Below are 11,792 nucleotides of genomic sequence, written 5' to 3' on the forward strand. Positions count from 1 at the left end.
CGGGGCGGCATGCATGCCATCCTATTCACACCTAAGGGTGTTTTCATGTCTCAACATTCTCAATCCCGTGACGAGGGAGCCGACGACGTCGTCCAATCCGTCAATGCCGACGGTGTCGACGAGGTCGCCGTCGAATCCAACCGACGTCTCTACGACGGATGGCAATGGTGGCTGTTCGGCGCCCTGGCCATCGTCTATTCACTGTTTCATCTGGTCTCGCTCAACATCTACCCTCTCGAGACTTGGTCGTTTCGTATTCTGCACATCGCCGGCGCCCTGATATTGGGCTATGGCTTCTACGCTGGTACCCAATTCGCCGAGACCCCGCAAGCGCGCTCGAGTGCCTGGCTGCGTTGGTTGAGCTATGCCATGTTGATCCCTGCGTTCTACGCCTTGGTCCGGGTGGCGATGATGTATCAAACGATGAACGACGGCGCCATGCGCATCGCCCCCGAGATCGAGGCCTGGCACTTCGGCTATCCGTTGCTGCTGGCGACCGTCGCGGGCATCGTACTGTCATGGAGCTATCGTCAGGTTCGCGATGGGCTGTCGCCGGCGGATGCGGTGTTGATGGTCTGCTCGCTGGCCGTGGCCGGCTATCTGCTGGTGATGTTCAACAGCCAACTACGCGCCTCCACCGGCACGCCCTTCGCTCCCATGGGAATTTCCTACGCGGCCATTGCCGGTTCGCTGCTGATTCTCGAACTGACGCGCCGCGTCGCCGGTCTCGCGTTGGTGGTCATCTCCACGATCTTTCTGGTCTATGTCTTTGTCGGGCCTCATCTACCAGGATTCCTCGGCTACCCGGGCCTCTCGGTGGGTCGCTTCTTCAGTCAGGTCTACACCGATGCCGGTATTCTCGGGCCGACTACCGCCGTTTCCTCGACCTACATCATCTTGTTCATCATCTTCGCGGCGTTTCTGCAGGCTTCCAAGGTCGGTGACTATTTCGTCAACTTCGCCTTCGCCGCCGCCGGGCGGGCGCGTGGCGGACCCGCCAAGGTCTCTATTTTCGCCTCTGGCTTGATGGGCATGATCAATGGCACCTCCGCCGGCAACGTGGTTTCCACCGGTTCGCTGACCATCCCATTGATGAAGAAGGTCGGCTATCCGCCACGCAGCGCCGGCGCCATCGAGGCGGCCGCTTCCACCGGCGGACAGATCATGCCCCCGATCATGGGCGCCGGGGCCTTCATCATGGCCGAGATCACCGGCATTCCTTACACCGAGATCGCTATCGCGGCGCTGATTCCGGCTATCCTGTACTTCGCCTCGGTCTATTTCATGGTCGATTTCGAGGCCGCTCGCAAAGGCATGCGTGGCATGCGCAAGGACGAGATCCCGCGTTTCTCGAAGCTCGTCAAGCAAGTCTACCTGTTCGCGCCGATCATCATTCTGATCGCCGCGCTGTTCATGGGTTACTCGGTAATTCGCGCGGGGACGCTGGCGACGGCATCCGCCGCCGTGGTGAGCTGGGTCTCGCCGAACAAGATGGGAATACGCGCCATCCTCCGGGCACTGCAACTGGCCGGGACGATGTCGATTCAGATCATCGCCGTGTGCGCCTGTGCCGGGTTGATCGTCGGCGTGATCGCGCTGACCGGCGTCGGGGCACGCTTCTCGTCGTTGCTGCTCGGTCTGGCCGGGGTCAGCCAATTGCTGGCGCTGGTCTTCGCCATGTGCATCAGCATTCTGCTGGGCATGGGTATGCCGACCACCGCCGCTTACGCCGTCGCGGCCTCCGTGGTGGCGCCCGGCTTGATCGACATCGGTATTCAGCCGCTGGTGGCGCACTTCTTCGTGTTCTATTTCGCGGTCGTTTCGGCCATCACGCCGCCAGTGGCGCTGGCATCCTACGCGGCAGCGGGGATCTCGGGCGACAATGCCATGGGGACCTCCATGGCCTCGTTCAAGATCGGCCTGGCGGCCTTCATCGTGCCGTTCATGTTCTTCTACAGCCCGGCCATGCTGATGGAGGGCTCGTGGCTGCAGATCCTGCGGGTCGGCGTCACCGCCACGCTCGGCATAGTGCTGCTGTCGGCCACCGTGCAGGCGTGGTTCTTCGGGCCGGTCAAGGCCTGGCAGCGCCTCGTGATGCTGATAGGCGCGCTGTGCATGATTTATGGCGGTATCTACACCGATATCATCGGCCTGATGATTGGCGTGGGGCTTTATGCCATGCAACGCACTCGTAATGGCACGTCTACCGCCACACCGAGCTGACCACCTGGAAACGCCTCACCTCAAAACGCCCTCGTTCGGCCTGACCGTTCGGGGGCGTAACGCGTGGTACTCAAAAAAACACTGCATCAGCGCTTAACTTTCCACGTTGGCCTGTGCTAATAGTGAAGCGAGGTCTTGGCCTATTACTGCTGCGCAAGGAGGTTGCCATGGGTATCGTTTCGTCCCCACGCACCGCCCGGGTCATTGACCTGGACACCATGAGGCAGCGACGTCAGGCGCAGCGCCGCATTCTACGCTTGGCGCCTGAACTGGATGGCCTCGAGATGCTGTATCACCTGGCTTCGGACCCAGACACGCTGTATGGCATGCCGCTGTTGGCCTGGGGGCTCCGCGAAAGCGGCGAGGTGGTTGGCCTGGTACCTTGGATGGAAGCCCTGACCGCCTGTCATGAAATGGACAGTCCCGACCATGGGCGCTTTTTCGGCTATCGCGACCCCGAGACGGAAGAGATCTTCCACGCGCCGCCCGAACATAAAGTCTATGAACTGGAACATGCCGCCGCGTATTTCGAGTATGAAGAAACGTCGGCCCCGACCTTGATACAGCAGTTGCCCGATACTCAGGGTACGCATGCGCTGTGCCTCGCCAGCGACGGGGAGAGCTGGCAACTCAAGCAGGTATTTGGCTGGCGCTTGTACAACGACGGCAAAGTGGAATCGCTACTCGTCGACGAGAAACGTGTCGAGCAGACGCCGATCGTGGCGGGCGATGCCTGCCTCTACACCGGCCACAGCCGCCATGCGACGGTGTATTACTTCCAGCGTCATATCGCCAATCAGATCAAGCAGCAAGACCCCACCACGATGGAGGCCCTCGCCGTGATGACGACCCCCTCATCATCGCCTTGATGGAGAGAGGCGTCAGGCTAGACGAATGACATAGCGGTAGCGTTCCTCTTCCTGCGACTGCGCGACGAGTTCATGGCCCAGGAAGGTGCAGAATTTAGGCACGTCGCGTGTCGTGGCGGGGTCCGTGGCGATGACCTCTAGAAGTTGGCCAACGTTCATGTCCCGCACCTGGTTGTGCATCATCATGATCGGTTCAGGACAATACAGGCCGGTGGTATCGAGCACGGCATCCGGTGTGGGCAGGGACGTATCGGGATCGGACATAAATGACGTAACCTCGTGTTCGCTCAAACTCGATGATGCGCTATCGCCGTGGTGACCTCAATCCTGCAGGTACACATGCACGGTCACTTCCTCGCGATCGTGATAAAGATGTCGAGCGCGTATCCGTGCCCGCACGCCGGCTCGCTGCAGACTATCATCAAGACGTGTCAGGCAACGTGCCACTTCTTCCCAGCGCTTCTTCATGGGCAGTTTCAGGTTGAAGATCGCTTCACGGCACCACTTCTGGATCAACCAGCGCTCCACCATGTCGATGACGCGCATGGGTTTATCAACGATGTCGCACACTAACCAGTCGAGGCGCATCGGGGGCTCCCAGACAAAAGCATCCTCGCGTAAGTGCTCGACTTGCCCCGTGGCCATCAGCGTTGCGTCCATGGGGCCGTTGTCGATGGCGTAGACATACATGCCTTGGCGCACGAGCTGATAGGTCCAGCCCCCAGGGGCGGCGCCGAGATCGGCCGCCTGCATGGCATCGTTGAGGCGCGCCGGCCAGGCGTCACGTGGCACGAAGACATGCCAGGCTTCTTCGAGCTTGAGGGTCGAGCGACTCGGCGCTTCACGCGGGAACTTCAGGCGCCATATGCCGCCGAGATGCTCGGCACGGTTACCGGGGAAGCTTATCGCCAGTTGGACACGATCCCCTGCCGTCCAGAATAGATGCAAGCGCCGGCCACCGGCCTTGCGACGCAGCGCGCCGCGCTTTTTGAGCGTACTTTCCAACGGCTTGCGCAAGGCCTTCATCAAACCGGCTAGCGCCTTCTCTTCGTTGGTATCCGGCGTTTCCTGCCAGACCGATTCGAACGACCAGCCACTGGCGACGACGAGCTCGACGATCGCCGTCAGCCGGTCGTCGCGCGGCAAGTCTTCCAGGGGCGGAAACGCCACCAGCGATTGCCGCGCGAACACCAGCGCCTCGAGCGGTAGGCCTCGATGCACGTCATTGGCAGGCGTGGCGGGGTCGAGCACGAAACGCACATGGCCGCTTCCCGGCGCTGCAATGGAGTATCCCACTTGCCCTATGTGGGCGGCCTTGTCCGAGAGTTCGGCGCTCAGGTCCTTCTCGAAACCGGGACGGCAATAGAGTAGCCACTCGTGCGGACAGACGGCCATGTTGGACTCCAGAATCGGCGGGCCGGCAGTCTAACGAGCGGACAGTACGCGAGGCAAGCCATCATGCCCCGCGCCTTATTCCAGTACCGGCCGTGCCACACGCGTCTGACGCCTTGCTACGCCAGACGCCGCTGGGTCTTTTCATCGAACAAGACGGCGCGACTCAAGTCGGTGCGCAATGCCACTCGATCTCCCGCCACTACGCGACTCTTCGGACCCAGGCGAGCCGTCACCTCGTTGCCACCCAGCCACGCCTGCAGCAGGGTATCCGCACCGGTCGGCTCGACCACCGTTGCCGTTACCTCGAGCCGCGTCCCCTCGCCTGACGTTTCTTGTATGGCGTCATCTTCGAGGAAATGCTCGGGCCGCAATCCCAGGACCAGACGATCGCCGACGCGGGCCGATAGTTCCTGAGTGTCACGCTCCGCCGGCCATGGCAACGTCAACGCCGTCCCGCCTTGTTCCTCATCGTGGACTTGCAAGGCATAACCGCTTGCCTGACTCACGAGCGTAACGGGCAGGAAGTTCATCGATGGCGATCCCATGAAGCCTGCCACGAACATGTCCACGGGGTCGTTATACACTTCGTGGGGCGTACCTAGTTGCAGGATTTCTCCATCGCGCATCACCGCGATTCGATCGGCCAGCGTCATGGCCTCGATCTGATCGTGCGTGACATAGACGATGGTGGTCCCAAGACGCTGATGCAATTTCTTGATCTCGGTGCGCATTTCCACGCGCAACTTGGCATCCAGGTTCGAGAGCGGTTCGTCGAACAGATAGATCTGCGGCTCACGCGCCAAGGCGCGGCCCATGGCCACGCGCTGGCGCTGCCCACCCGATAGTTGCGAAGGCTTGCGATCAAGCAGCGGTGTGATTTGCAACAGCTCAGCCACGCGCGAGACCGCCTCTTCGCGCTGGGCCTTGGGCATCTTGCGCATCTCCAGCCCAAAGGAAATGTTTTGCCGCACGTTCATGCTCGGATAAAGCGCATAGGACTGAAACACCATGGCGATATCGCGCTCGGACGGGGTATGCCAGGTCACATCTTCATCACCGATGCGTATTTCACCGCTGGTAACGGGCTCGAGCCCTGCGATGGTATTCATCAAGGTCGACTTCCCGCAGCCCGAGGGGCCGACCAGGATCAGGAACTCCCCGGAGTCAATCGCCAGTGAGATATCCTTGAGTACCTGCGTGCTACCGAATGTCTTGTTGACGTGACGGACGTTCAAAGCGGACATAATGACCTCTGTAATCAACCCTTGACGGATCCCGCGGTCAACCCGCGCACGAAATATTTTCCGGCCAACACATACACCACCAGTGTCGGCAAGGCGGCGATCATGGCCGCTGCCATGTCGACGTTGTACTCCTTAACGCCGGTGGAGGTGTTGACCATATTGTTGAGTGCTACCGTCACCGGCTGCGAGTCAAAGCCCGCGAACGACACCCCAAACAAGAAATCATTCCAGATCTGAGTGAATTGCCAGATGACCGTCACGGTGATGATGGGGCCCGATACCGGCAGCAGAATGCGCCAGAAAATACGCCAGAAACCCGCGCCGTCTAGCTTGGCGGCAGCGATCATTTCATCGGGTATCGACACGTAATAGTTACGGAAGAAAAGCGTCGTGAACGCGATGCCATACACCACATGCACAAGCACCAAGCCACTGGTGGAACTGGCCAGCCCCAGCCAGCCCAACGTCCTCGCCATGGGCATGAGCACCACCTGGAACGGCACGAAGCAGCCGAATAGCAGCAGTGCAAAACACAGGTTCGCGCCACGAAAACGCCATTTGGTCAACACGTAACCATTAAGCGCGCCCACTAAAGAGGAAATCGCCACGGCGGGCACGACGATGGCTATCGAGTTGAGGAAGTAGCCCGACATGCCATTACAGCGCATACCGGTGCAGGCCGAACCCCATGCCTTGCTCCAGGCCTCGAAGGAAATCGTGCTGGGCAGCGACAAGAGGCCACCGGCACGAATGTCATCCAAGGGCTTCAGCGATGTCAGAAGCATGACCACGAGTGGCAATAAATACACCAGCGCCGCCACGATCAGCAGCGTATATAGCCCGGCTCGCCATAGCCGTGCCGAGGTTGTATGTCGACGTACCATGTTAGCCATGTCGCTGCCCTCGCAATTCGGAATACAGATACGGCACCAAGATCGCCAACACGCCGCATAGCATCATGATCGCGCTCGCCGACCCCAGGCCGATCTGCCCTCGTGTAAAAGTGTGTGCATACATGAAAGTGGCGGGCAGGTCGGTCGCGTAGCCGGGGCCGCCTCCCGTCAGCGCCATGACCAGATCGAAACTCTTGATGGCGATATGGGCGAGAATCATCACGGAACTGAACACTACGGGGCGCAGGCTCGGCAAGACGATGCGTGTGTAGATACGCGGTAAACTGGCGCCATCCAGCGCCGCCGCCTGAAAGAGGCTGTCGTCGATACTCCTGAGACCGGCCAGGAACAAGGCCATCACGAACCCGGACGCTTGCCATACGGCAGCAATCACCAGGGTGTAAATCGCCATGTCGCTATCGACGAGCCAGTTGAAGGTGAAGTCTTCGAATCCCCAGCCACGCACCATCGCCTGGATACCCAACCCTGGATTGAGCAACCAGCGCCAGACGACCCCGGTCACGATCAAGGAAAGCGCCATCGGATACAGGTAAATCGTGCGCAAAGCGCCTTCCTGTCGGATACGCTGATCGAGAAAAATCGCTAGCAGTAGCCCTATCACCAGACAGCTCACGATGAACAAGCCACCGAACACCACCAGATTAGTAGCCGCTACGTGCCAGCGTTCATTGGCAAAAAGTCGCGCGTACTGCGCGAATCCCACGAAATCGTATTGCGGCAACATCCGCGAGTTGGTCAATGACAGCAGAAACGTCCAGAGCATGTAGCCATAGACGAAAAACAACGCCACCCCGAGCGAAGGCGCGACGACCAGACGGGGCAATACACGTTCGATATGGCCCGCCAGAGAGCGACGGTGTCGTCGCTCTCCGGAAGCAGGCGCAGATACATTTGATGGCATCAACGATATCCTTTTGACAAGACACGATTGCTCGCTACCGACTCACGTCTCGGCAGCGAGCAACGACTCACCTCACTCGGCCGCGCGCACGGCACTAACCAGTCGCTCTGAGGCGGTTTCGGCCTTCATGTCAGGATCATTGAAGAAGTTGGTGATGACATCGAACACCGCACCTTGCTGGCTATCCGACACCGCCATTCCATGTGCCAGACTAGGCACCAGCCCACCTTCGTCCATGGCGACATCGAAGGCCTCACGCGAAGCCTTGGCGCAGGCATCGAAATCGTCGAGAGAGACGTCCAGGCGCACTGGAATCGACCCTTTGGCTTGGTTGAACTGGACCTGGAAATCCTTCGACAGCACAATACTCGCCAGGTCCAGTTGGGCCTGTTGCTTACCTTCGTCGTCGACGTCGAACATGGCCAGGCTATCGGTGTTGTAGGAGAACATGCTTTCGGTCATCGGCGGGGCAACGCATTCGTAGTCTTCGCCCGGCGTCATGCCCGCGGCAGTGAACTCGCCCTTGGCCCAGTCGCCCATGATCTGCATGGCCGCCTTGCCATTGATGACCATCGAGGTAGCGATGTTCCAGTCACGGCCGGCGATGTTTTCGTCCATCGTGCCGCGTAGCTTCTTGAAGGTCTTGAGCGACTTGATCATGGTGTCGCTGGTCAACGCTTCAGGGTCCAGGTCGACGAACGCCTTGCGATAGAAATCGCCCCCCCCGATCCCCATCATGACCACTTCGAAAACGGTCGCATCCTGCCAGGGCTGACCACCGTGAGCGAGCGGAATGTAGCCCGCTTCGCGAATCTTGTCGGCAGCATCAAAGAACTCGTCCCAGGTCTGCGGCACGTGATCGACGCCTGAATCTTCCAGCACCTCAGGGTTGGCCCAGATCCAGTTGATGCGATGAATATTGACGGGGACTGCGGCATAGTGACCGTCGACTTTATCGGCGGCGACGATTTCCTGGGGAAGGAAGTCGTCCCAGCCATCGGCTTCGGCGGCTTTATCGATGTTTCCGAGGAACCCCATGTCGCCCCACTCTTTAATCAAGGGCCCTTTGATTTGCGCCACCGCCGGTGGATTCCCTGAGATCGCACGCGACTTGAGTACCGTCATGGCACTATCGCCCGCACCGCCGGCAACCGCGAAATCTTTCCAGGTGTGGCCTTTGGCTTCGAGTTTTTCCTTGAGCAAGTTGGCGGCCTTGGCTTCGCCCCCCGAGGTCCACCAATGGAGGACTTCGATTTCAGCGGCATTGGCCTGTCCCACGGCAGCAGCCAGCAGAGCACCTGCGGCGAGCGCATGGATCGTTTTCATGGCGTAACTCCTTATGGTTGTTATCGCGACATGGGTCGCTCAATCACGAGGGTATGCCTCGTGTCTTACCAGTTTCGGGAGCGGCCAGCGAAGCGTCGACGGGGCGAGGAAGGGAGAAAAAAGGCCCGAAGGACGGTCGCCCAGCACTGTTCACACTCGAATGAATGGCGCCATCCGCGGCCGTTATCGTTATGACGTCAGTCCCTTAGTGGCGACCATGAGCCAGCGGATCGAACGCCCCCGATCCCTGGCTTCGAGCGTAGCGTATGCCAACATGCGTTTGGGTTACCGAGTCTTACGAAGTCTTGGCGACATATTGCAGCTCTGTAATATCCAACCCTGCTACAACCGCAGGAAACTCAATGTGCCAAGGGGAAGCTTAGCCGGATGCTCAGTCCTCCTTCAGTGGACTCATTCAAGTAGATCTCCCCCCCGTGGGCTCTCACGATATGCCGAGCAATGGAAAGCCCCAGACCACTCCCCCCGGTGTGGCGACTCCGAGAGGGCTCGAGCCGCACGAAAGGCTCGAAGACACGCTCCCGCTGTGCCTGAGGAATGCCCGGCCCATCGTCACTGATCCCGATGACAATATGCTCGTAATTCCGGTGAAGTGCGATATTCACATGCTGCGCATAAAAAATGGCGTTCTCGATGAGGTTGGCCAAGCAACGCTTGAGTGCCAATGGCTTCGCAGACAACCATCCCGCACGCCCTTCAAGGTGGACCGAAGCACCTTCATGTACGGCGAGCTCTTCTATGATGTCTTTCATCAGCGTGTCTACGTCGATCGCTGAAGTCGTCTCGTGAAGGTCCAACCCTTTCACTGAGGCCAAGGCGCCCTTCACCAACTGATCCATTTCATCCAGGGAGCGTATGAAAGCCTCACGCTGAGCGGATGAGTCGAGCATCTCGGCACGTAGGCGTAAGCGTGTGATGGGGGTTTTGAGATCATGCGAAATGGCAGAAAACAAACGCTCACGCTCCTCGACCTGATGGCGAATCCGCTCACTCATGCGGTTGAACGCCATCGCAGTATCACGCAATTCACGGGGCCCGCGTTCGGCAAGCGGCGGCGATTCTAGATCGTCCCCCAGACGCCTGGCCGCCTTGGCCAGGATCGAGAGCGGTCGCGTCAACCAGCGTATTCCGCATAACGACAGTGCGATGACCGTCAGCAATACGGCTATGGAGACGAACAGCCGGTCACCGGATAGCCACGTGGCGTCTTCCAGGGACTCCGCCATGGGAAGGGAGGTCGCGACGAACAACCAATTGCCCCCTTCGAGAGGCATTTGCACGACGAGAATGGGCGTCGACAACGGTGTGATAGCCAAGCTACGGTGCGCCCAATGGGCAGGGAGTTCCGCGAGGGGAACCTCATTATTGAACACACGCAGGTCGCTGGGCCGTGAAAACCCGATGTACATCTCTCGCTGCCCAAGCTCTTGCACGAGTCCCTCTTGCAAATTAGCGGCCACCATCTCGCGCGCGTTGCCTCCACTGGTACTCGGCAAGGCAATGCGATGATCGTTGACGCTGACGAAGAAGCGGGTTCCCCCCATATCCCGCAATTGATCGAGCACGATATGCCGGTACTCATACGGCAAGGAACTGAAGTAACGTACGGTGGCAGCCAAGCTTTCGGCGAGATGACGCGATAGGGTATCGAGCCTCACCATGCGCTCGCGATTTTCCTGCCAACTCCAGATCCCGTAGCTGGCAATCTGCGCGCCTAACACGCCCAGCAACATGATCAATACGAAACGTCCCCTAAGGGTACGCGGACGCCACCATCGCTTCACACCACCGATTCCACGGGAGTGGCCAGAACATAACCTGCCCCACGCACGGTACGGATCAATTGCGAATGCTGGGCATCTTCTCCTAGACGCTGACGCAAGCGGCAGACGTGTACATCGATGGAACGATCCAAGGGGGGCGCGCGGCGTCCCCGACTAAGATCGAACAAGCGCTCGCGAGACAACACCTGTTCGGGATGATCAAGAAACACGCCGAGTAACTGATAATCCGCGCCCGATAGATGACTTCGGTTACCCGCATCGTCGATCAGCTCACGCGTAATCCTATCCAGTGACCAGGGCCCGAACCGGACGATACGTGTGGCCGCAGCCGGTAATGGCTTGACGCGGCGCAATATCGCCTTGACACGCGCCAGCAGTTCACGCGGATTGAACGGCTTGGCCAAATAGTCGTCGGCTCCTAGTTCGAGTCCGAGAATACGGTCGGTCTCATCCACACTGGCGGTCAACATGATGATGGGCAGGCTGCTATGGCGACGAAGGTCGCGACAAAGCGACAACCCATCTTCTCCCGGCATCATGATGTCGAGTATCAGCAAATCGGGATCTTCATCACGTATCAAGGTAGGTAAGGCGTCGCCGTCACCCCCCAGCACGACCTTGAAACCATGTTGCTCAAGGTAAGTTTGCAACAATTCACGAATTTCGACGTCGTCATCGATGACAGCTAGTGTCGTATGATTCATCGTCATAGTGGGAGACGCTCCCTGCCGCTGCTTCCCAATTCGACAGAAGGCACTGCGGATATTTGTTGGTTATCGTCACGGTTCTTTATCGATGATGCGATGGCCTTTCCTGAGCATCAAGCGAATCATGGAGCGACAAGACCAAAGGGGGAGGAATATAACGTACATACGCAATATGGGTGGGTTTTATGGGCGCCTGAACGCTCTTCAACGTAGTAGCTTTTCATTCACCCAAGTCAATCCCATTGTTTTTCAGCCCCATAAACGACAACACCCCCGACCACTGGCCGGGGGTGTCGAAATAAATGCCTGACGATGACCTACTCTCGCATGGGGAAGCCCCACACTACCATCGGCGCTAAGCGGTTTCACTGCTGAGTTCGGCATGGGATCAGGTGGGACACGCTCGCTATG

Annotated in this window: 10 protein-coding genes and 1 rRNA gene; 2 read left to right on the forward strand and 9 right to left on the reverse strand. The window is 59.0% G+C overall.

All coding sequences use genetic code 11. From position 1 onward, the window contains the following. Positions 1–45: 45 nt before the first annotated feature. The gene (locus tag OP494_RS13690) at positions 46–2,223 is read left to right on the forward strand and encodes a TRAP transporter fused permease subunit (RefSeq protein WP_280541529.1); all 2,178 of its coding nucleotides are present in this window, start codon (positions 46–48) and stop codon (positions 2,221–2,223) included. 167 nt (positions 2,224–2,390) lie between these two features. Next, positions 2,391–3,092, forward strand: coding sequence for a hypothetical protein (locus OP494_RS13695; protein WP_280541531.1), 702 nt, complete (start codon positions 2,391–2,393; stop codon positions 3,090–3,092). Between the two features lie 12 nt (positions 3,093–3,104). On the opposite strand, the gene tusA is transcribed toward OP494_RS13695, so the two are convergent. From tusA to rrf, 9 genes are all read right to left on the reverse strand, one after another. Further along, on the reverse strand, positions 3,105–3,356 hold the full coding sequence (gene tusA / locus OP494_RS13700; RefSeq protein ID WP_280541533.1) for a sulfurtransferase TusA: 252 nt from the start codon (positions 3,354–3,356) through the stop codon (positions 3,105–3,107). 57 nt (positions 3,357–3,413) lie between these two features. Continuing rightward, positions 3,414–4,487: a 23S rRNA (cytidine(2498)-2'-O)-methyltransferase RlmM gene (gene rlmM, locus OP494_RS13705; RefSeq protein ID WP_280541534.1), complete on the reverse strand. Its 1,074-nt coding sequence runs from the start codon at positions 4,485–4,487 to the stop codon at positions 3,414–3,416. A 116-nt stretch (positions 4,488–4,603) separates the two neighbouring features. After that, positions 4,604–5,731, reverse strand: coding sequence for an ABC transporter ATP-binding protein (locus tag OP494_RS13710; protein WP_280541536.1), 1,128 nt, complete (start codon positions 5,729–5,731; stop codon positions 4,604–4,606). A 14-nt stretch (positions 5,732–5,745) separates the two neighbouring features. Beyond that, complete coding sequence (locus OP494_RS13715) at positions 5,746–6,624, reverse strand: carbohydrate ABC transporter permease (protein WP_280541538.1); 879 nt, start codon at positions 6,622–6,624, stop codon at positions 5,746–5,748. After that, positions 6,617–7,546, reverse strand: coding sequence for a sugar ABC transporter permease (locus OP494_RS13720; RefSeq protein ID WP_280541539.1), 930 nt, complete (start codon positions 7,544–7,546; stop codon positions 6,617–6,619). The genes OP494_RS13715 and OP494_RS13720 overlap by 8 nt, the downstream gene beginning before the upstream one ends. Before the next feature lie 72 nt (positions 7,547–7,618). Beyond that, positions 7,619–8,872, reverse strand: coding sequence for an ABC transporter substrate-binding protein (locus tag OP494_RS13725; protein WP_280541541.1), 1,254 nt, complete (start codon positions 8,870–8,872; stop codon positions 7,619–7,621). 359 nt (positions 8,873–9,231) lie between these two features. After that, the gene (locus OP494_RS13730) at positions 9,232–10,623 is read right to left on the reverse strand and encodes an ATP-binding protein (protein WP_280541555.1); all 1,392 of its coding nucleotides are present in this window, start codon (positions 10,621–10,623) and stop codon (positions 9,232–9,234) included. A 47-nt stretch (positions 10,624–10,670) separates the two neighbouring features. Next, positions 10,671–11,384, reverse strand: a complete 714-nt coding sequence (locus OP494_RS13735; RefSeq protein WP_280541543.1) for a response regulator — start codon at positions 11,382–11,384, stop codon at positions 10,671–10,673. Between the two features lie 301 nt (positions 11,385–11,685). After that, positions 11,686–11,792 (reverse strand): 5S ribosomal RNA (gene rrf, locus OP494_RS13740); the annotation flags it as partial.

Origin of the sequence: Chromohalobacter sp. 11-W (assembly GCF_029889905.1) — a bacterium.
Taxonomy (GTDB): domain Bacteria; phylum Pseudomonadota; class Gammaproteobacteria; order Pseudomonadales; family Halomonadaceae; genus Chromohalobacter.

What these genes read in the sequence shown, in the direction of transcription:
- OP494_RS13690 (WP_280541529.1), top strand. Translation starts at nt 46, where the DNA reads ATGTCTCAACATTCTCAATCCCGTGACGAGGGAGCCGACGACGTCGTC.
- OP494_RS13695 (WP_280541531.1), top strand. Translation starts at nt 2,391, where the DNA reads ATGGGTATCGTTTCGTCCCCACGCACCGCCCGGGTCATTGACCTGGAC.
- OP494_RS13725 (WP_280541541.1), bottom strand. Translation starts at nt 8,872, where the DNA reads ATGAAAACGATCCATGCGCTCGCCGCAGGTGCTCTGCTGGCTGCTGCC.
- tusA (WP_280541533.1), bottom strand. Translation starts at nt 3,356, where the DNA reads ATGTCCGATCCCGATACGTCCCTGCCCACACCGGATGCCGTGCTCGAT.
- OP494_RS13730 (WP_280541555.1), bottom strand. Translation starts at nt 10,623, where the DNA reads ATGTTGCTGGGCGTGTTAGGCGCGCAGATTGCCAGCTACGGGATCTGG.
- OP494_RS13720 (WP_280541539.1), bottom strand. Translation starts at nt 7,546, where the DNA reads ATGCCATCAAATGTATCTGCGCCTGCTTCCGGAGAGCGACGACACCGT.
- OP494_RS13735 (WP_280541543.1), bottom strand. Translation starts at nt 11,384, where the DNA reads ATGACGATGAATCATACGACACTAGCTGTCATCGATGACGACGTCGAA.
- OP494_RS13710 (WP_280541536.1), bottom strand. Translation starts at nt 5,731, where the DNA reads ATGTCCGCTTTGAACGTCCGTCACGTCAACAAGACATTCGGTAGCACG.
- OP494_RS13715 (WP_280541538.1), bottom strand. Translation starts at nt 6,624, where the DNA reads ATGGCTAACATGGTACGTCGACATACAACCTCGGCACGGCTATGGCGA.
- rlmM (WP_280541534.1), bottom strand. Translation starts at nt 4,487, where the DNA reads ATGGCCGTCTGTCCGCACGAGTGGCTACTCTATTGCCGTCCCGGTTTC.